Below are 21400 nucleotides of genomic sequence, written 5' to 3'. Positions count from 1 at the left end.
CACTATTACCCTGTGATCGCGACCCTAATGTATTTTTTTGACGTATCAAAGAAGGCTGGAAATAAATTTAATTTGTCTTAAAAGCTGAAAATTAAAGTTAAGTCTGCTTAAAAAAAACTGCTGCTTGAAATACCTGATCTTTATTTTGGATCGCTTTGGTTGAGCGCCTTCGTTTCTTCAAGAAGCTAGGCTACAGCACGATCTAGGGGTGACTTTAGTTAATTTATTTGTATAGCTGAATTAAAAATGTATTTTGAGTCTGGCGATTGTTAGGAAATCCTAACAAATTTAACGATCGGCTTTTCTAAATAAAAAATTAAATTTGAGATGAGGATGAGATTTATGTGCATTTCGTTAAGGCCATTGCCAGGGCCGTTTTTTGCGATCGGTTTTTTAGCTTCCCCGTGAAGCGAAGCTATCCCGTAGGGAATCGCCCGCAATTGATCGTGGTCCATTCGATCGGCAAACAACCCTTCAAAATTAGAATTAGCGAGTGACTCGCCCGATCTCTCCCACTTTTTGCCCACTCTGACTGGTTCGATCCCGGAGGCCGGAGGCCCAAGCCTGCCCCTACAACGATAGGATTAGGTTGATGCGGGCCCCACGGGCGATCGATCCTCACAAACAGCACGGCCAGTATGTCTTTAAGGCTATGCGTTCGGGTAGGATTAGTAGGACGAGAGGAAGTGGATAAAATGAGCGCTAGCAGCAATTCAACAGAAATTAAGTTCGGAACCGATGGGTGGCGGGGACTGATTGCCCATGACTTTACTTTTGCCAACGTGCGAAAAGTCACCCGGGCGATCGCCAGTTACCTAGAAACCGCTTACACCAAAGACCGTCCAGTTCTAGTCTCCTACGATACCCGCTTTCTGGCAGACGAATTCGCCCGCACTTCGGCGGAAGTATTGGCAGATTTGGGATGGACTGTGAAAGTGGTCGATCGAGATTGCCCCACACCAGTCATCGCCTACAGCGCCAAGCATCTCAACTCGGCAGGAGCCCTGATGTTCACTGCTTCGCACAATCCCGCACCTTACTGCGGCATCAAATATATCCCCGACTACGCGGGCCCGGCAACCCCGGAAATTACTGATACAATTGTGGCAAATATTGCTAGTGCTTCTGATGCCCCAGCCAAAGGCAGCCACAACGATAAAATCTCCAGTTTTGACCCCAAACCTGAATATCTGAAGTTTCTTTATACTTTGATCGATGTGGAGCGGATTCGCTCTGCTAAGTTGAAGGTGAAGTACGACGCTCTCTACTCGACTTCTCGCGGCTATCTCGACGGCGTTTTGGAACACTGCGGCTGCGATGTCGAAAGTTTTCATACCTACCGCGACGTGCTGTTTGGGGGCGGAATGCCCGAACCCAAGGGGGAACAGTTAGTTGAGTTGGTGGAAGCTGTTAAGAAGGATTCGGCGGATTTGGGTTTAGCTACCGATGGCGATAGCGATCGCTTTGGTATTGTTGACGAGTTGGGAAATGTCTTGACTCCAAATACTGTACTGTTGCTGCTGGCGCGTCACTTGGTTAAGAATAAAGGATTGACTGGGGCGATCGTCCGTACAGTCGCAACTACCCACTTGCTGGACAATTTGGCCGCCAAGTACGGTTTAACAATCTACGAAACCGCAGTCGGTTTTAAATACATCGGCGAAAAAATGCGCGAAACTGCGGTGCTCATCGGTGGCGAAGAATCTGGCGGTTTGAGCGTTTTGGGTCACATTCCCGAAAAAGACGGGATTTTGGCTGATATGCTAGTTGCTGAGGCGATCGCCTATGAAGGCAAACCGCTTTCTCAGCTAGTCGAAGAAGCCATTAAAGAAGCCGACGGCCCCCTGTACAACAAACGTTTGGACTTGCACCTAGAAGAAGCCCACAAAGCAGCCGTTTTGGAATCTTTTACCAAGAATCCCCCCACAGAAGTAGCAGGTATCGGCGTTAAGGAAATCGGCCGCAAAGACGGAATTAAACTTTATCTTGAAGACGGTGGCTGGGTACTGCTGCGGCCTTCGGGAACCGAACCCTTGATGCGCGTTTACATGGAAACCAATTCTGTGGAAAAAGAAAGCCAAGTTGCCCAACACATGGAAAAGGTAATTTCCCAGTTAGAACCTGTTTAAATTTCTACCTATTCCAACGGGGGTTTTTCCCCTAGCACTTGGGATTGTGAGGTGCGCCAAGCGCACCTTACGTATTTTTTATAACTCTGGCAAAGCCTCTGAACATTAATCGTCGATACTGCTGGGCCAGTTATATATTTGGTAAGGATTCAGGTCGAAAATTGAGGTATCAAAGATGGAGCGTGCAAATCAGGGTTGACTATGGCTTTTATGGCTTGCTCAAAAAATTGAATAACGGAACGTCCTTGGCGACGACAGGTTTGGATAACAGTCAATAAATTGGCAGTATGTTGGAACCGTTCCATTGAACGGGAACCGCCACTGACTTTTCTTTTTGTGACCGCTCTCACGTAGCGTTCGTTCTGCAAGATTATTATCAGGAGGTATCTCTGGGTGGGCTAGAAAATACCACCATTGGTGTGCTTTGTTTTGTAACGAGCGTAAAAGCTTACCTGCTTCCCCTCTGGCTTTACTAATCCATTCACTAATGTACGAATTAACTTTGGCTTGAAAGTCAGATGCCCAACTAAAGAATTCAAGAATGTTTTGTGTTTGTTGGAATAAAGCGTAGTTTTTAAATGCTTCATCTATCAGGTTGACAAACTTTTCCCCAATTTCTTGGTTATTTAAGCCTGGAAGTTTAATCAGCTTCTTGAAGTGACGGCGTAAATGGGCCAAGCATTTCTGTTGGGCTTTGACATCATAGCCGTTATAGACAGAATAATCATCAGAACTAAGTACACCGTCGTACTTGCATCCCAGGATAGATTCTAATTCAGCGCGAGAACGAGTGTCTGCGGCGTGAAACAAGGCAAAGTCGGTGTTGGCAAAAATCCACAACCATTCTTTTACGCCTTTGATCGCCCAAGGTGTTTCATCGGAATGGATATTTGGCTGCGTCTGTTGTATCCACTCTTTGAGAGAGTTAACACTTTTATTAACTGCACTATCTATTCTTTCATTTGTGGTTACTAGGGTTCCTACCCCGATTTCTATTTGACCCAGTTCCCACAAAAGTTCTTGCTGCTTTTCATAAGGCAAATGCCCGTAATTATTTATCCACCCTAAAAAGGCTTGAAGTCTTATCCCGATATCTTGTCCAGGGACTATATCTGGTGACCAGTCTGCTGTTTTTTCCTTTCCACACTGCTGGCAAACACAAGTATGACGATGATATTCAACTATTTCTATTGGGCGTTCTACTAACTGTGCAACTTGTTGTATTTCAACTTTTATCGGTTCAAGTGAAAAACCACTCATCCCACAACACTCACAAAACTGTGGACGTAAAATTTCACACCTATCTACCCTTCCAAATCCTTTACGAGTTTTACCTGGATGTCCTGGTTGTCCTCCAGGCTTCCGTTTCGTCGTTTCACCCTCTTGATTATTTTCCTTTTGTTTCTTTTGAGATTTTTTGAGGAGATCCCCCGATGGGGGTTTCGATGATGTTTTACTATCTAAATCTCTACTGACCTTGAGTTTCTCTACTTCTTGTTCTAGTTCTAAAATTCTGGAGTTTAGTTTCTTTGTAGCGCTCGCCAGCTCGACAATGATGTTCACCAGTTTTTCGCGAGCCAACTGGAGAAGGGTTTCACGCTCTAGTTTCAGAAGCAGGTCTTTTTCCATAATTGTGATACTCCACCTCAAATGTCACACTTGTCAATACCCCCTTGACCTGAATCCTTACTATATTTGCAATACACTTGGATTTGTTTGAGTTTGGGGATTGTAAATTTATTTATGTTTGTTTAAGTTTTAATTAATTAAGAAAAGTTCTCTATTTTTTCTGTTTCTACTTGACTTTTCCCCTAATCTTATTGTAGATTATTATATAATGGGGTGTGTGCAAAAATAAAAATTTTCTACATAATTTTAATTATAAAAAAAGTATACAAGTTAAATTATTAGCCTGTCAACCGATTTATGAAAACAATTCCTCTGCTCGCCATTAGTTTTTTACTAGCAATTTTAGTAAGCGCGATCGGCATTATCTCAGTGCAGAACGCCGCCCCAGTATCCTTAAACTTTATCTTTTTTCAATCGATACAACTGCCGGTAGGAATAGTATTAGCAATGAGCCTGAGTGCAGGACTGATCGGAGGTGCGCTACTGCAACCGCTGTGGAACATTTCAGATTCCCAAAACTCACGTCCTAAATTTCAGGCAAATCCAGAAGAATCGGACACCGTACAATATTAAATAGATTTGATCCCTTAGAGGGAATATACCTGACCGTCAATCAGCAGCCGAGTAATTCCCTTAGCTCGCAAATAAGGCGCTGCTTTTTGCAGCATACTGCTGTCAGGAATCTTGAAAACCCTTTGATTGCGAGTAGCAAATCGGCGCGCCACTCGGTGATTGTCAAAAACTGCCAGGGTTTTCTCGCGAATTTCCGCCGCCGGAATTTGACCAAGTTCGCCAAAAGCTTTTAGAGGTCTGGTGATTAACTCGGCTGCCCGATCGACCACCAAATAACAAATTTTGGGCATAGATGCTTCACTTAAAGGCAAAACTTGAATTAGTCCTGTTCCCCGAAGCTCGATCAACTCGCCCGACGATAGTGAACCCAGGAGACTGCCTTCAAACAGAGAGTCTTCATCCTCTACATCTTCGTCGAAGTCGTCATCTAAATCGTCTTCATCATCCTCATCCTCGTCGTCCTCGAAATCCCTAAAGTCTTCACCTGCCAGCAGCCCTTCTGCTGGCAGCATTGCCTTTAGTTCACCAGTCACAACAGCGCGGTGGCTTTGATCTGCAATATTGGCTGCTTTGGCATCTGGCAAATCAGAAACATCCAAATCCGACTCTCTATTCCCTCGAATTTCGAGTTCTGCAACTGGTTCAGGGACTGATCCAGAACGCTTTCGGATTGTCGGTCTCGAATTTGAGGCTGACTGCAGGACAGGGGCTGACTCCGACAGGGGAACAGCTACAGGATTGATTGCGGCATCTGCTGACGACTCAGTAGTCGCCTCTGTGGGTTCAGAAACACTGCTGCGATCGGACAAACGCTTTTGTTTTTGCTGGACTAGAAATTCGTATTCCGGCTCCGACAAAGCACCCTGAAGGATGCGCCTCACAGTCGAACTGCTCACTCCGTAGCGCTTTGCCAGAGTGATAGTATTCTCGTTGGACTGTCGGTACAGCCTGATGAGTTCGCGTTTGTCTGAATCGGAGAGTTTTGTAGGCGTCATGCCAAGTTTCCCAGCAAAAAGACGTGAAAAGACGCAGGCTAGCGGTCAGCGAACTGTGATTCTTCGTTTTCGATTTCAAGCTCAGAGATGCCGACAAGGGCAAAAAAGCTTTCGCATCCCCATCGCTTGCAAAAGCAACCCCAATCTCCAATCCCTACGCTGCGCGACGAGTGCGCCTGCTCTGGCGAGAACGGGTTGAGATGTCATGTTCCAAGATAGCTCCAATTCCGAACAGGATGGCGCTGAAAACAAAAAAGACTTCCAGCAAACTGCCGCTTTGATAACTACCCTCAGCCTGAGTATCGCGCCATTTAAAGTACATATCTGCGATGTAAAGCGAAAAAGTTGCAGCCGCAATCATTCTCCAAGATTGGGAAAAACGTCCTCCCCAAAATGCCAGCAGCAGTGCCGTAGCAATAATTAGCAGAAAAACGTCCCCAACGATGTAAAACAAATTTATTGCGTTTTTGTGAGGCGCCAGTTGCTTGTCAAGTGCCATCACCCATGCCGGAGCTTTGATTTCTGCTGCTGCTTCTTCTTCCTGGAGTGCGGATGCAGGATCGGTCGCTGTTGCTCCTTTTGCCTGTATCTTGGACGAATTTTCCAAACCCGGCGCTCTTTCTGTGGCAGCGGTTGCTGGTGCAGATGTCACTACTTCTTCTTGAGTGGCTGCCGGAGCCATTCCTAGCTGGGCCCTCCAAGAGTCAGGTGCAGCAACCCAGATAGCTACCGCAATCCCAAAGGCTGCAATTCCCGCTAACAAACCCCACTGCCAAATTTCTAGATTCAGTCGCTTGGAAGTCACAGCTACAACCATGCCCCCGATCAGGACTACATAGCTGCCCAGATAAAACGCATCTGCGGGAGACACGTCCGGGTCTAACCCGAAATAGAGTTCCCAAATCCCGAACAGGACGCCGGCTATGAAATAGAACAGCATCCCCAGACCTATGCCCAGCCAGACGTTGCGCCCACTGACCATGTGGGGGCTTTGCCAGTTTCTAAAACAGACTAAAGCCGCCCCGAAATATGCTCCGCATTCAAAAATATAAGTGCCGATCGAGTACCAAAGAGGTAAACCCTCTTCTGCTGAGAGGGGGACGCTGAACAGCAAAAAGAACAGCAGCGCCATTACAGCCCAGACAATGCCCGCAATCACTAGGGTCTGAGCTGACAGTAAAGATGAAGATGTAGATGACTTTTCTGAAGTGCTACTCATAGGGATTCCACGAGACCTAACTAGCGGTTGAACGCACCCCATCTCAATCTTTGATTGTAGATGAGGATTCTTTCGCCAAAAAACCTTAAAAAACCTTGCTCTGACGCTTCCGGAATAACTGGCGTCCTCAGTGTGTAGTCGGGACTTGGAGCCTCGTACACTCTAGAAAGACTAAGCAAGAATAATATCTATTTACTAATTCAATAAATTAGTCGTTAGTCGATCTTGTACCCGGAAATATAATGATAGAAATACGGTATATGTCTCCACCCTTAAGGTTTTTACAGTACCCAATCTATCTCTGAAATTCTAACCTTAAAGGTTGAGGTATCGGTTTTTTGGCTTTCACACTCCCCCACTCATATAAATAATTCGGGGTGGGGACTGCGATCGAAACTTAGTTAAATTGCCAGACCATAGGTGGCATCCAAACCGAATCAACAATTTGGTTGGTCAATACAAGTTGGCAACCCAACCTGTATATCCCCTACCCCCTACAGTGCAATTATCTAAGCTAAATTATCTCAGTCCAATTGTCTGAGCAATTGTCAAAGATTTTCTATCCTACGATCCACAATTTGTTCAGGGCTGATTGTTTCAGCCAATCTAGAAACTGAGTCCGATCCGGGGCTGGCATATCTTGCAGCACATCGCTGACTCCCTCAGCGAAGTCCGTATTGCCAAAATATGATTTCCCCAAACGGTGGAGTTCTTGCAATAAAGTTTTGAGATGTTGCTCTTGCCAAGCAGGCACCTTGTGATTTTGCAAGGGACTAACGGTTAGCCAATTTTTGATCGCATCAGGGGAGTCTGCCTGGGGGAAGTTTCCCTGCTGAAATACCTTGGCGATATCTTTCTGAAACGATGTGGCTTGCCTTGCGCCTAAGAGGTCTTCTACATCGAAGTAAACAGCTTGGAGAAGCAGCAGACAACCCTGCGCGAACAGCGGTGCTTTGGCTGCTTCATTACCTGCCGGTTCTTCACCGGCAAGCTGATCTAAACGGACTTTTCCCCAGACGCTATATCGATCCGGCTCTTCTAGCAGAACACAGGCTTTGCCTCGGTTGTCGGTTAAGTCCCGCCACAAGGCTCTGGCGTCTTCTGCTTGCTTGCCGTTGAAGGCGCTGATTAGGCGAAAAGTCTGCCCCTGATAATTGAGAATGGGAATTTGTTGATCCCGTTTTGGGTGTTGAAAATTGGTTATTTCAACATCCTGCCGTTTCAGAATAAACATGACACTGCGATTTGACTCCTGTCATGGCCGAGGTGCTGTGCTTTTGACACTCCCCATGCCTAAAGGCGAGGGGATTCTTGATTCAGCGAGTCCACTTAAATTAGCAGGATTGCTCCCGATCACCCAGAGATGGTTCTCTCCTCAAGCGTTCCGATACTTTTTTGCTAACCAATGCTAACAAGTATCTAAGCTGAGATTGTCTCTCAACCTTGCGTATCAATCAATGCACGAAGGAAAATCCCCCGCCCACAATTTACAACTGCTGTACTGGCAACGCTTGATTTTCGCGCTCGTGCCGAGCGGTCGATTGACTGTTTTGCTTTGATGCCGTAGAGGAAGCTTATATAGAGGCTCCGTACCATCAGGGATTTTCACCTGAGTCTTTCAATCTAGTTCTACCACATTTTTATTAAATATCAAGTCGAGCAGAATGTTAGCAAACATAACTAAACATCAGCCAATTAGTCATTCTGTCTCAACTCATACCTAAGATTAGGGGACGATCTCTGGTTTTTCGCTAAGGCGGTCAGCGTTTTAGGCTTTGTCACTAGGGGATGTTAACATAACCGAAATCTGGAAAAAAGCACCTGTGACTCTTGTCCAGTCTGAGCTGGGTCTTAATTTGGGGAGAGATGCGATCGACCAAATATTTGGGTTTTACCTCGACCTCTACATACTTTACCCGAGTTCTCGTCCTACCTAGTTTTGATTGTAAATTTACAATTGTGCTGTTTGCAGGTGAGTCCCTCCAATTTTTGTCAGATACAGTCTTGGAGGCACAGAAACTCTCATAACCTTGGTTTTTTTCCCGAACCATCCCGCTGCACGCCAGATTTTTGTAGATCAAAGCGGTTTCTGCATAAGTCATCACATAATTTACTTGCTCGATCGCACACTGCACCTATACAATAATGTTGTTAGGAATTTTTGAGTTGGGTGCGTAACTCAGTTGGATAGAGTAGCTGCCTTCTAAGCAGCGAGCCGCAGGTTCAAGTCCTGCCGTACCCGTTACACAAAATTAATGATATCAAGGGTTTCAGCACTTTTATACCGCCAAGGAAAGAGCGGCTGAGATCTTATGTGCTTCGGATTTGTTTCCGATGCCTGAATCGGAAACAAATCCGAAGCAAAAGCCCCGCCTGCCAAACTGGGCGAATCTTCCTGCTTCAGGGCGCTCGACACTGATACCCTTCTGAGTACATTCTTGACACAGCCGATGTGATATCATAAAAAGTCTATTGTGTCAATAGTCTATATCCTGTGATGTTCAAACAGCACCAGCAGCAGGTTGTGGGCCGAGTAGCCCTCAGAGGTTATCCTTAGTAATCAGGCTAGTTTCCGATAGGTTTGGATATGTTCCCAACAACTCTCTTTCATATTCCCCAAAATTTAATGCTATTACTCGACCGCAGCGCGATCGACAGATTAAAGCCCTTATTGGCGCAAGCAACCGGAATGCCTATAGTTGCATCGGAAAATACGGCAACAATTGCGCTCGTATTGGTTGCTCTGGGAATTCTGGGTTGGGGATTTTATCGCGCCAGACCTTTTGGCAAACTGGGAATTTTGGCTTGGTTGCAGTCTGTTGCGCTGATGAGTCCCTGGCTGCTGTTCTTTGGTTTGTTCGCCGCCGGAATTTACCTCAATCTAGTTGCGGTATTGTTGCTGCTCGTGGTCTCCACGGGATTGTACATTTATCTGGGCCGGCAATTGCGTAAGGCTGCATCCGATACAGTTCTCCCGCGCCCGGATACTGCTGAGGTAAAGTCCCAAAGCGATGCTTTCTCCGCTCCTGAGTCGCAGCGACCACCAGGCCAAGAAACCATTAAAATCGTCACTTCCTCGCCTGCGAATAATGAATCAGAAATAATTCCCGTTCCAGTGGAAGACCTCAAGGCAATTAAAGGCATATTTGGAATTGATACTTTCTTTGCCACAGAAACGATTCCCTATCAAGATGGGGTAATCTTGAAAGGCAATCTCCGGGGAGACCCAGAACAAGTACACTCACGTTTGACGGCAAGTTTGGAAGAAAGATTAAACGATCGCTACCGCCTATTTTTAGTAGAAAATCAGGACGATAAGCCGATAGTTATTATCTTGCCCAGCACCAACGACCCGCAGCCAACAACCGTGTCTCAAAAAATCCTAGCCGTCGTGCTGCTGCTGGCAACAATTGCTACTAGCTTAGAGACAGGCGGTTTGCTGCTAGGTTTCGATTTCTTTAACTCGCTGGCTAGATATCTAGAAGTTCTGCCAATTGCAGCCGGAATTTGGGCGGTTTTAGGCTCTGGCGAAATTGCTCGCCGAGTGCTGGCCAACCAGTACAAAGTTCGCTTGAGTTGGCCGTTTTTTATACCAACTTTGCAGATAGGTTGTTTTGGAGCGATCGACCGTTTTGAGTCGCTGCTGCCCAACCGTAAAGTTTTGTTTGACATCGCTTTTGCCGGGTCAGCGGCTGGGGGAATAGTTTCTCTGCTAATGCTGGTAACGGGTTTGCTGCTGTCTCACCCCGGCAGTCTGTTTCAAATTCCCGCAGAATTTTTTAAGGGATCTGTTTTGGTGGGAACTTTGGCAAAAGTGGTTTTGGGTTCGGGGTTGCAGCAGCAGATAGTTGACGTTCACCCGCTGGTAGTTATCGGTTGGTTGGGCTTGGTAATAACGGCAATTAATTTAATGCCGGCGGGACAGTTGGACGGGGGTAGAATTGTGCAAGCCATCTACGGTCGGAAAATAGCAAGCCGCGCTACTTTGGCGACGTTTGTGGTGCTGGCGATAGCTTCTTTAGTGAATCCTTTGGCCCTGTACTGGGCGATCGTGATTCTGATTTTACAGCGGAATCTGGAACGGCCAAGCCTCAACGAGCTGACTGAGCCTGACGACGCTCGCGCGGCTTTGGGTTTGCTAGCTTTGTTCTTGATGATTGCTGCCCTGTTGCCGTTGACTCCGGCTTTGGCGGGCCGTCTGGGCATCGGGAACTAACAGTAGTCTGGCATCTTTGGTAATAGGCTCTTGGGTTGCGGTAAATTAGTGGAATCTAGGAATTGACCGATCGAACTGGGGAACTGAAGGGCGATCGGGTTCCTAACTACTAATTTCCAATTAAGACCGCCGCCCAGGGCAATTTATCTACTACCAAAAGTTGATTTTTTTATAACCCAAAATTTGTTTAAACTTGATCGATTAAGTTTAAATAACTTATCTGAGCCTATAGGATAAAGTCATGGCTAATCAACTTCCTCCTGTATTGGTAACTTTTGATGCAGATGTTTTAATGACTGGCAGAACCCAAGTGTGGCAAGAATATGCCAAGGTGGGAACTTGCTATATCCCGGAAGTAGTGTACGACGAAATAGATCGTCTGACCGGGCAAGCGGTGGAAAAAGAGCAAGAGCAAGTAGCTAGAGAGTTTATGCGATTTTTTGCCGACAGTGGCTGGATTGCAACTGACGCTCAGGAAACACACCGAGCTCTCGAACCTTCGATCAAAAATCAAAGCAAGCCAGCAATGCTGGTAGTGGCGACGGCTCAGTGCGTTTACGGTTTGGCGACCGAACACCCGGAGGCATTGGTGATTTTTGTGTCCAACAGCCAGCCTCTGCTGAAGCGGCTGGCTTCTGTAGGCGCTACGAATCTCTGCGGGATTACCGGGGCGATGCTGTTAAATTGGGCGAGGAAAGGAGAACGCCCGCCTGCAGCGACTCAGCAATTGCAAAGTTTGATGCGTACCCTCGCCGAACGCAAATCGACTCAGCGCCCTAACAGCAGAATTCAGGATGCTGCTGTTGGTCAAACGGGGGCTTCTGTTAGCAAGTTAACGGGAACCCGTGGCGCTTCTGAATTGAAGTCGGTCAGCAGTTTTACTAAAACTCATAAAACGGATTTGACTGAGAAGCGCAGTGCGAGTTCGCGACCCAAAACGCCGCGGCGCAATCGCGAGGAGTCGAGAGATTACGAGCCGGCTGTATATCGCATAAAACATATTACACCTCCGAAAAAAAGGAACAGCGGTTTTCTGTCTACTGTGTTCAATTTTTTGGGAGCGTTATTTTTCTTAACGGTAGCGGTAGGTATTTTGTGGCGAGTGTTCGATGTTAGGGGTTTTAGAAAGACTTTTGTGCCGGCTCTACCGCAGCCTGTGCAACAATTTGTTAAGTCGATCGACCCTAAATAATCTGCTTTTCTGAAAATATCACCTTCTGATCCGGCTAAGTTGTGCTTGCGGTCATCGTTAATCTTGCACCTTGGGAAACTGGGATAGCACGCTTGGTTGACAAATCGCTTCCCTCCCTTAAATATAGCGGTAAGGTTCTTGTGGCGTCCCCTAGGGTTAGAATTTCTAGTCTTAGTCCGCTGGGAATTTTCAACGGCTTATACAACAGAAGATGAACGCTTCACTTTGCCGCTCCAAAAATCCATCGCCATGCTGAAATGGAACGCAATCATTAGTGGATTAGCACTGGCTTTGGCGGGTTTTGCTTATGCTTTAGTATTTTTTGTACTTCTTCCCTTCAGACAGTACGATTATGCAGCACCACCTGGGGCAATAGCAATGGCGATCGCCCTTACTCTAGCCATGAATTGGCTACTATCTGCATCGTTGCTAACTGGCTGGAGTTGGGTGGCTGCATTATTTTGTTTTCAGATAGCCCTCATGTTTTTTGGTAGCGTGTTTCTGGAAGATGGGCTGTACCTGCCAAATTTGTTGTTTTTTGGAACAATGATGGTAGGATATACGAGCGTTTATACCAGTTTTTCACAACAAAAAACACTGGCAACTGTGGGTTTATGTACAGTATTTTTTCTAGCTTCAATGTACTTGTTTTTGATTGGTGGCTGTGCGATAAAAGGCAAAAATCCGTTTCAGGGTTCTTCTACCCAGATGCTGCCACTGTTGAACCAAAGGGTAGAAATTATCACCGACAATCCCAAACAATTGTATTTGAATGGCAAAACAGGCGAACTCACGCATATTAACCGTTATGAGGTGACAGTGAAACTAGATTCTGGAGGAGACGAGAGATTGATGTGGCCCTATGTCGATGTGTGGTGGCAGGATATTAAGGCTGCTAGCGAACAGAAATCGCAGTAATTTATCTCGTTTCCGCTGGCATCGGAATAATAAAATCGAGTCAATACTTAACACTAAACCATTCAGTTTTTCAGCCCAGAGTCAACAGTCAATAGTCAACAATCATGATGAGTGCAACCCGAATTTATATCATTTATTTAACGCGGGTGCTGTTCCTTCTAGAGGTCGAATAATGACTGGTTTATTAGTAGATTTTTGCTGAAAAAGTGCCTTGAGGGCCAACTCAAGATTTTCTGCCATGACGATGCGGTTTTCGTAGGCAGCAATAACTCTAATTAAAGTTGGCAAACTATTGCGTTCGGCTTCTAAATAAAGAGGTTCCACATACAATAAAGATTGTTCTATGGGAATTACTAATAAGTTTCCTTGAAGTGCTTTGGAACCCTGGCGATTCCAGAGAGATATTTGTTCGGAAATAATGGGATCTTGGTTAATTAAAGCTTCTATTTGTTCCGGACCGTAAACCAATCGCTGTTTGGGAAATAAATACAACAGCAATTTTCCGTACTCGCTACCATCCGATCGCCCTGCAATCCAAGCAATTAAATTATTGCGACTTACTGGTGTAAATGGGAGGAGCAAAATAAATTCTTCTGCTGTTTCCGTTGGCAGTTTTGTAATCAAATAATACGGTGCTACGGGCTGCTGTTCGCTGCCATAAATTTCATTGGGAACTCGCCACAAATCCTCTCGATTGTAAAATACTTGCGGGTCTTCCATATGATAAGTTAGCAAGCGTTCTGATTGAATGCTGAACAAATCTACTGGATATCGGATATGTTTTCGGAGAGCGGGAGGCATTTTGTCAAGGGGTTTGAAGAGTCCGGGAAAGATAGCAATCCAACTGTTAATAATCGGATCGGAGGGATAGGCAACGTAGAAGTCAACAGACCCGTTGTAGGCATCAATCACTACTTTGACGGAGTTACGGATGTAGTTAAACTCATGATTGCCCGGATCGGAATACGGATAGCGATCGCTCGCTGTATAGGCATCGATAATCCAGTAAAGATAGTTGGGGGATTTATCAGTAGCTGAGGGTGAAGGTTTAATCTCGTTGCCCTTTTCATCTCTTTCTTTTTCTATATCATCATTGCTAAGATTGGCGTTTGCTACTACTAAATACGGGTCGGAATCGTAGCGCAAAAAAGGAGCGATCGCCCGGACTCTTTTATTAATATTGCGACGGTACAGCAATTTAGTTTCTGGCGTAAAATTGCGCGTCAGTGCCATTTGCCAATTTTTAAGATAATTAGCAAACAGCCAGCGTCGCCACATAGAACCGATCGCAATTCCGCCCCTACCGCTGTAAGTATTGTAAACATTGTCTTCGCCGCTGGGATAGTCAAATTCTTCGACTTTTGTGGGCGCCATCGCGTCTGTATCGGTGATTTCGCCGTAGTAAATTCGCGGGTAGCCGATCGGAATACTGGCCCGAATTTGATCGCTAGTTACTTCCAAAGCAGTCTTTCCTTTGTGGGCTGCAACTCCAATATCTTTGACAAAATAATCTGGTAAACCGCCGACACCGACTGTATTTACCGGAGAAAGAGTAAAGCCGTAACCGTGAGTGTAAACCAGGTGTTTGTTCACCCAAGTTTGAGCTTCGGGGGCAACTGCTGTGTAATCTAATTCCCGCGCTGCCAAAAACACTTGTTGGCTTTCAGAATCTCCCTTTTTTGCTTTTTCATTTTTGATTGTGTAGCGCTCGATATCGGCATCAGGGAAGGTATAATAGGGTCTGATTTGCTGTAACTGTCTATTGGTTTGCAGCAGCGGCAGCTTGTCCCACAACCGGATATTGCTAATAGTAAGTTTATTTTTTTCTAAGTCGGCATAAGTGAGTTGGCCTGCGGGGTCAAATGTTTTTATTTCGATTTTTTTGAGGTCAAACGCTTCTTGACTGAAGGCAATGCTGCGCTGGATGTAGGGCTTTTCTCGTGCTAGTTCGTTAGGTTTAACTAGGAGTTGCTGCACAATTGTTGGCAGCAGGAAAGTTCCCAAGAAACTTAAAGTTATCCACGCTAAAATAATTTTTTTTATTAGTTCATTTTTTATTTTGAAGGGGTAAACCTGGCACAGCATCAAAAGTGCGATCGCCCCCGCTAAAATACTCAAAAATTCATAACAGGGCAGCCGCACAGTCACGTCAGCATAATTCGCCCCGTAACTAACGTCTCCCCGCGCATAGAGCAATGCGTAGCGCCCCAGCCAGTAGCGGAATGCGACAGCTAGCATTAAAGCTGCACCCAACCCGTACAAGTGCCGCTGCTGCGATCGAGAAAACCCCAAAAAGATCCCTTGAATCAGGCTATTTCCTGACAGTAAATATGTTAAAGCACAAGATACTAAACTGTACAAAAATACAACTATCAGCCCGAATCCTAGCAAATCTAAGATTGGCAAAATAAATACATAAAAGCCAATATTTTGATTGAAAATAGGGTCGGTTGTGTTAAAATTAGTAGGGTTAAAATATTGCAAAACATTTGTCCAGTGACTGACCGCAATAAATCCGATCGCCAAACTCAGAAAAATGGCGATCGCCCGCAGGCTAAAATCAGGCTTAATTGCTACAGCTAACATTGTCCCAAGCAGCAAGCCCAACTGCCACCAGTGAGAAAATAGCTGCACCGCCCCATGCTGGATTGACTCAATTCCCAAGTGCAAGGGCGGTATAGGTAAATTGTCAGCTATACCGAAATAGGCGATACTGCTTGCAGCTAACAGCCCGCAGTGAATTACTGTCAAAGTTGCGATCGAACTCAATCCGAAGACCGTCAACAGCAGCCAGGAAAAAGTAATTTGGGATTTAGCAAGAGGTAATTTGTAATTCTTCCCGGTATTCTTCCCGGTGTTGTTCGCCTTCAGTGAAGCGAATAGCGCCCCCCCAACCGACGATTTCATTTCTGCTGCGGGATGTTGCAGGCGGCTGGCTAAAGCCAAATTTCCGAGCAAAAAGACAGAAGAAACAGCAATTGCGATCGTCCCCAGCAACCCTTGAGTTTTCAGCTTTAACAAAAAAACCTGAAGATATCCAACTTCCTGAAACCACAGAATTTCTGCCGCCATGCGGGATGCCAATTCAAAAACCAGGCACAATCCTACAATCCATAAAATTAATTGATAAATTCGCCTTCTTAAAGTCATAACAATGAGCTAGAAGTAGGGACAGTGCATTGCCCATAGCTGTCAACTTAACCCGAAATATCACTCTTAGACGTAAGTCCTAGGCTAATAGCTAATACTCCTAGGTATGAAGAGTAATTAACTAATCAGTTCTTCAATCCTATGCAATAGGAATTGAGCTTGGAATCAGCGATTGAAACCCTGTCTGACTGAGAGTTGAGTGCTAAGTTGACAGCAATGGACAAATGCCTAAATCCCTACACATATAACGTCTAATTAACCGAATGTGAATCGAAAATTGAATCGAAAAAACTCCAGCTAGCTGTACTGCTGATTGACATCCACATCCAAATTAAACAGTGTTTGCAAAGTTTGCATCGCTTGCCGCCGCGCCTCAATATCCTGCTGAGCGCGCAACTGTACCATCGGATCGTGCAAAATCTTATTCACAATCCCCCTTGTTAAAGATTCAATCACGTCTTGATGTTTCTCCGAAAATTCCGAACCCAGACGCGATAAAGCTTTTTCTAACTCTTGTTCCCGAATCAATTCTATCTTATCCCGCAAACAGCTAATAGTAGGAACTGTTTCCAGACTGCGCCACCAGAGATCGAAAGCCTCTACTTCCTGTTCCAGCAAACCCTGAGCTTCCATTGCCATTTTGCGGCGGCTTTCGTGATTTTGAGCTACCACTGCTTTCAAGTCGTCCACATTAAACGATCGCACATTAGCGAGTTCATTCGCATCCGACTCAATGTTGCGCGGCACAGAAATATCCACCAACATCAAAGGGCGATTCGGGTCTAAAACAGCTTCCAATTTAGCTTTATTTAACAGTGGCTCCGTAGCTGCGGTACTGGTAAAAACCAAGTCAGAACTGGCAATTATCTGCATCATTTCCGAGAGCTGATACAGGTGCAATTCAGCATCTTTAAACTGACCGGCTAACTCTAGGGCGCCCCGCACCGAGCGGTTGACGATCGAAATATGGCTAGCTCCTTTTGAGAGCAAATGCTGCACCAAAAGCCGCGACATTTTGCCAGCACCGATAATCGCAATTTTGCTGCTTGCTAAATGCTGACCCTTCATTTGAGCCAATTCTGCTGCCGCCGAACTAATCGAAACTGCACCGGTACCGATGCTAGTTTCCGTGCGAACTCGCTTCCCTGCTGTGAGAGCTTGCTTGAACAAGCGCTCTAAAATTCTGCCTACACCTTTGTACTGCTGGGCGAGTTTGTGAGTTTGTTTCACCTGAGCCAAAATTTGTCCTTCTCCGAGAACCAAACTGTCGAGACCAGAAGCCACTCGCATCAAGTGCATCACCGCATCTTCGTGCAGCAAAATAAACAGGTGAGGACGCAAAGACTGCAAAGGAACTTTACTGCATTCTGAAAGGAACTGAATAACCTCTCGTACACCAGGCTCCGACTCGCTGGTAACAATATAAATCTCTAAGCGGTTGCAAGTGCTGAGGATGGCAACCTCTTGAATGTGCGGGTAGCCGCGCAATTGGGCGATCGCCGCTTCAACTTTCTGTTCTGGAATGCTTAGTTTTTCGCGAACTTCTACCGGCGCTGTTTTGTGGCTGAGACCTACGACTGCAATATTCATATCTGTGATTTGTCACTATTTCTTTCTTAGTTGTTAACAGTCACCTGTTATTAGTTCTTAGTTTATCGCTAATTGCTAATCATCGGTGACTGTTAACCGTTAACTGTTAATTGTTAACATTTAACTGTTAACCACTAACTAATCACTAATTCAATTGCAAAGATTTCGGCTGGTCAAACATATGGATTGTATCCACAAACCGAGCAGTTTTCGACTGAGAAGAAATTACCAAACTTTCAGTGCGAGCGCCACCGCCAAAGAAGCGAACTCCATCCATCAGCGTTCCGGGAGTAATCCCGCAAGCTGCAAACAGAACTGTTTCTCCCGATGCCAACTCTTCAGCATTGTAAATCTTGTCTGGGTCTGTGATGCCCATCTCTTTAAGTCGAGCGATATTGCTCTCTTTGCTTTCACCGATCAAACCAGTTTTTACAACTGCCGGATCGTAAATTAACTGCCCTTGGAAGTGACCGCCCAAGCAGCGCATTGCTGCTGCGGAAATCACACCTTCGGGTGCAGCGCCAATACCCATAAGTGCGTGGATGTTGGAACCAGAAAACGCGCAAGAAATCGCTGCAGAAACGTCGCCGTCGCTGATCAGCCGAACTCTTGCACCCGCTTGCCGAATTTCATTAATTAAATCTTTGTGTCGGGGGCGATCCATGACCACCACCACCAAATCTTCAATACTGCGGCCGAGACAATCAGAGATAATTTTGAGGTTTTGAGTCGGCGTTTTGCGAATATCTACATGATTCTTAGCAGCCGCAGGAGCAGCCAATTTGTTCATGTAGAAATCCGGTGCCGCAAACAAACCACCTTTTTCAGAGATTGCCAAAACTGCCATCGAACCGTTTTGACCGTAAGCGACCAGGTTAGTACCTTCGCAGGGGTCAACAGCGATGTCAATCTCGATCAATTCATCTATGTTGCAGACATCTTTGGCATCTTCGCGGGTACAAATACCTACTTGTTCGCCGATGTAAAGCATTGGTGCGTCATCGCGCTCGCCTTCGCCGATCACGATGCGACCGCGCATATGAATTTTGTTCATGCGCTCCCGCATGGCTTCTACAGCCACTCTGTCGGCTTCATCTTTCTCGCCTTTGCCCATCAAGCGAGCGGAGGCGATGGCTGCCTGCTCAACTACTTCGATAATCTCTAAACCGATTACATTGTCCACGAACTAGATCCTCCCAACTGCTGATGCGTGCCTTGTGCTCTTTTTGCACTCCCAGCCATCAAGTTTATCAGAGGCGGGGATCTCTGCGAGCGCAAGCACTTGCTTAGTTTGTGTTAACTTTTGCTTCTTTGAGACTGGGGCTGGAAAATCTGATCCCAACAAGCTCAAAGATCGATCGCCCCAATACTTCACTCTTGCTTGGAGGATCGCACGCTAGCCCCGTCTTATTAGCCCTAAATCCCGGACTCCAGAGGTTCCGGGGCAGCGAGCGGTTATTTCAGGCAACTTGTCATCCCGAATGCCGTTAAAGGTTTTATGATTAGTTTGCGATCGCACGATTTCTCAGAAACCCGGTTGCTAACCGGATTTATCGTTACTAAACCCAATATTTTGGTACAAATCGGGTTTCTGAGGGTAAGTCCTAATGATGACGAATCACATGGACAGCCGCCAATCGAGACGCACTAGACTTTATAAGCAGGAAGCAATAAAAAATGATGATGAAAGCCCAAGATATTATGACCACAGAAGTTGTTACCATTCGCGGTTCAGCAACTGTAGCTGAAGCAGTGGCGATGATGAACGATCTGTGTTTGCGCGCGTTGATTGTGGAACGCCGCCACGAACAAGATTCTTACGGCATTGTGACAGAAACGGATATTGTCTATAAAGTAGCAGCCTACGGAGTAGACCCGAAAAAAGTCCGCGTCTTCGAGATTATGACCAAACCTTGCATTACGGTGAATCCTGACTTGGGCGTGGAATACGTGGCTAGGTTGTTCGCGAATACCCGCATCCGCCGGGCGCCGGTGATTAAGGACGAGCTAGTGGGCATTATTTCGGTCACAGATATATTGACAAAAAGCGATTTTCTTGAGAAGCCGAAGAGTATTTTATTTGAGGAACAAATCGAACAGGCGATCGCAGATGCCAGAACTATCTGTGCCGAGAAAGGCGCTACTTCTAGAGAGTGCGCGGTAGCGTGGGATATTGTAGAGGAAATGCAGGCTGAGGCTTCTCACCAGCGATCGATGAAGCTTGAGAAAACGGCTTTTGACGAGTATTGCGAGGAAAATCCCGAGGCGGCTGAAGCGCGGATGTACGACAGTTAGTTTAGTCCTTAGTCATTAGTTATTAGTTATCAACTCTTATTTATGGATTGATAACTAATAGCTAACTATCGGAAAGAGCTTTTTTTCTGAGAGCCTCACGAAAAATAAAAATCTTAAGTGTTTGGCTCAGTCATACAAAACACGTTCAGCTTATTCCCGTCAAGATCGCGAAAATATCCCGCATAAAACCCCGGCAACACGCCTCTTGGCCCCGCCGCCCCTTCATCCTTAGCCCCAAGTTCGATCGCTTTGTTATAAACTAAGTTGACTTTTTCTGGACTGTCAACTTGAAGAGCTATCATTACTCCATTGCCAACAGTTGCTGTGTTACCATCAAAGGGTTTTGTAATAGCAAGTGCTGGTCGAGCGGGAGAAACGCTCCATGCGATAAATCCGTCGAATTCCATGAATCTTCGAGCGCCAATTTCAGCAAGCAAAGCATCATAAAACTTTGCTGCACTTTCAATATCGTTCGTACCGAGTGTAACGTATCCGATCATATTTTTTGTCTTCTAACTGATGTTAAGATAAAAAAATGTTTGAGCAAATAGCAATTGAGTTAAACTGATCCTTAGCCAACTAAACCTACAGCTCAAACATCATTTTAGATCGTAACTCAAACTATCTCGGTTTTGTCCGGTCCAATGATTTATTCCCGATCGCTAATACACTCGGGAGTGTCTCTACTTGGACTGTTGACGATCGCACTTACCGCCTTTGCTTTCATAGCTTCGGAAGCATAGGGCTTTAACAGCGGCAAAACTTCCTGAGCATTTTTAACAGCAGGATCTAGCCACTGTTCCCAATCGCTGTCGGGGAGTATCACTGGCATTCGATCGTGCATCGGCTGCACTGTTTCGTTAGCAGCGGTAGTAATTATAGTGCAAGATACAATGTTTTCTTTTTCTGGAGATTCCCAATCTTCCCACAAACCGGCAAAAGCAAAAGGTTCGCCGTCTGCCTTTTGAAAATAGTAAGGCTGTTTGTTCTTTCCCTGCTGTTGCCATTCGTAGAAACCGTCAGCGACTATCAAACATCGCCTGTGCTTGATGGCGCTGCGAAAAGCAGGCTTTTCGGCTACAGTTTCCGATCGCGCATTGATCATCTTGCTGCCCATTTTCATGTCTTTTGCCCAACTTGGAATCAAACCCCAGCGCATAAATTGGAACTCTCGCTGCATTTTTTTTTCAACTGTTACTGTGGCAACTGATTGAGTGGGGGCGATATTATATCGCGGTTTGATATCGGGAACTTCCGACAGTTTGAAGAATTCGGCGATGATTTCACCTGAAGTAGTTAAAGTGTATCGTCCACACATAATTTATAGTTGGTATTAACAAAAAGGTAGATGGGGATTTACCGTTGGGCGGGGCGGGTTTTCGAGATTATTGGTGTTAGGTAAAGATGGTTTGTAAAACCCGCCCCTTGTATCTTAAAAGAGTCAGGCGCTCAAACCGTAGATCGCAGGCTATAGAACCGCAGACACGGTTGTAA

The 21400-nt window shown here is 45.7% G+C and carries 15 protein-coding genes, 1 tRNA gene and 1 pseudogene; 7 read left to right on the top strand and 10 right to left on the bottom strand.

What is annotated here, in order from left to right:
* Positions 1-269 precede the first annotated feature (269 nt).
* On the bottom strand, positions 270-455 hold the full coding sequence (locus tag QUA45_RS17695) for a hypothetical protein (RefSeq protein WP_333100129.1): 186 nt from the start codon (positions 453-455) through the stop codon (positions 270-272).
* A gap of 183 nt (positions 456-638) precedes the next feature.
* Between QUA45_RS17695 and QUA45_RS17690 the strand changes: the two genes are divergently transcribed.
* A complete protein-coding gene (locus QUA45_RS17690) occupies positions 639-2129 on the top strand; it encodes a phosphoglucomutase/phosphomannomutase family protein (protein WP_445304983.1) in 1491 nt (496 codons plus the stop codon).
* Between the two features lie 149 nt (positions 2130-2278).
* On the opposite strand, the pseudogene tnpC reads toward QUA45_RS17690, so the two are convergent.
* A pseudogene (gene tnpC, locus QUA45_RS17685) lies at positions 2279-3758 on the bottom strand (IS66 family transposase).
* A gap of 297 nt (positions 3759-4055) precedes the next feature.
* Between tnpC and QUA45_RS17680 the strand changes: the two are divergent.
* Positions 4056-4331 carry a LapA family protein gene (locus QUA45_RS17680; RefSeq protein WP_333100128.1) on the top strand — a complete coding sequence of 92 codons (276 nt, stop codon included), beginning with the start codon at positions 4056-4058 and terminating at the stop codon, positions 4329-4331.
* Between the two features lie 14 nt (positions 4332-4345).
* Here QUA45_RS17680 and QUA45_RS17675 read toward each other — a convergent pair whose 3' ends face one another.
* From QUA45_RS17675 to QUA45_RS17665, 3 genes are all read right to left on the bottom strand, one after another.
* Entirely contained in the window at positions 4346-5326 is a 981-nt protein-coding gene (locus tag QUA45_RS17675) for a hypothetical protein (RefSeq protein ID WP_333100127.1), read from the bottom strand.
* Positions 5327-5480: 154 nt separating this feature from the next.
* Positions 5481-6545 (bottom strand): hypothetical protein, encoded by a 1065-nt coding sequence (locus tag QUA45_RS17670; RefSeq protein ID WP_333066011.1) that lies wholly within the window; start codon positions 6543-6545, stop codon positions 5481-5483.
* Positions 6546-7104: 559 nt separating this feature from the next.
* The gene (locus QUA45_RS17665) at positions 7105-7779 is read right to left on the bottom strand and encodes an Npun_F0813 family protein (protein ID WP_333100125.1); all 675 of its coding nucleotides are present in this window, start codon (positions 7777-7779) and stop codon (positions 7105-7107) included.
* 934 nt (positions 7780-8713) lie between these two features.
* On the opposite strand from QUA45_RS17665, the gene QUA45_RS17660 reads away from it, so the two are divergent.
* From QUA45_RS17660 to QUA45_RS17645, 4 genes are all read left to right on the top strand, one after another.
* Positions 8714-8787, top strand: a tRNA-Arg gene (locus tag QUA45_RS17660).
* Between the two features lie 345 nt (positions 8788-9132).
* A complete protein-coding gene (locus tag QUA45_RS17655) occupies positions 9133-10761 on the top strand; it encodes a site-2 protease family protein (RefSeq protein ID WP_333221713.1) in 1629 nt (542 codons plus the stop codon).
* 241 nt (positions 10762-11002) lie between these two features.
* Positions 11003-11953 carry a hypothetical protein gene (locus tag QUA45_RS17650; RefSeq protein ID WP_333100123.1) on the top strand — a complete coding sequence of 317 codons (951 nt, stop codon included), beginning with the start codon at positions 11003-11005 and terminating at the stop codon, positions 11951-11953.
* Positions 11954-12091: 138 nt separating this feature from the next.
* Positions 12092-12871: a hypothetical protein gene (locus QUA45_RS17645; protein ID WP_333100122.1), complete on the top strand. Its 780-nt coding sequence runs from the start codon at positions 12092-12094 to the stop codon at positions 12869-12871.
* Positions 12872-13000: 129 nt separating this feature from the next.
* Here the strand turns inward: QUA45_RS17645 and QUA45_RS17640 are convergent, their stop codons facing one another.
* The 3 genes from QUA45_RS17640 to glpX all read right to left on the bottom strand — a co-directional run bounded on the left by QUA45_RS17640 (position 13001) and on the right by glpX (position 18794).
* Complete coding sequence (locus tag QUA45_RS17640; protein ID WP_333221712.1) at positions 13001-16021, bottom strand: UPF0182 family protein; 3021 nt, start codon at positions 16019-16021, stop codon at positions 13001-13003.
* Positions 16022-16318: 297 nt separating this feature from the next.
* Positions 16319-17611 (bottom strand): glutamyl-tRNA reductase, encoded by a 1293-nt coding sequence (locus QUA45_RS17635; RefSeq protein WP_333100120.1) that lies wholly within the window; start codon positions 17609-17611, stop codon positions 16319-16321.
* Between the two features lie 145 nt (positions 17612-17756).
* A complete protein-coding gene (gene glpX, locus QUA45_RS17630; RefSeq protein WP_333065996.1) occupies positions 17757-18794 on the bottom strand; it encodes a class II fructose-bisphosphatase in 1038 nt (345 codons plus the stop codon).
* Positions 18795-19288: 494 nt separating this feature from the next.
* On the opposite strand from glpX, the gene QUA45_RS17625 reads away from it, so the two are divergent.
* Complete coding sequence (locus QUA45_RS17625) at positions 19289-19906, top strand: CP12 domain-containing protein (protein ID WP_333100119.1); 618 nt, start codon at positions 19289-19291, stop codon at positions 19904-19906.
* Positions 19907-20019: 113 nt separating this feature from the next.
* Here QUA45_RS17625 and QUA45_RS17620 read toward each other — a convergent pair whose 3' ends face one another.
* Positions 20020-20406, bottom strand: coding sequence for a VOC family protein (locus QUA45_RS17620; protein ID WP_333100118.1), 387 nt, complete (start codon positions 20404-20406; stop codon positions 20020-20022).
* 149 nt (positions 20407-20555) lie between these two features.
* A complete protein-coding gene (locus tag QUA45_RS17615; RefSeq protein ID WP_333221711.1) occupies positions 20556-21224 on the bottom strand; it encodes an SOS response-associated peptidase in 669 nt (222 codons plus the stop codon).
* Between the last annotated feature and the right edge of the window lie 176 nt (positions 21225-21400).

The organism is Microcoleus sp. Pol12A5, from assembly GCF_036701435.1.
In the GTDB taxonomy this organism is placed as follows: Bacteria; Cyanobacteriota; Cyanobacteriia; order Cyanobacteriales; family Microcoleaceae; genus Microcoleus.
Note: the sequence above shows the minus strand (reverse complement) of the source record. Positions and strands in the feature narration are given on the sequence as shown.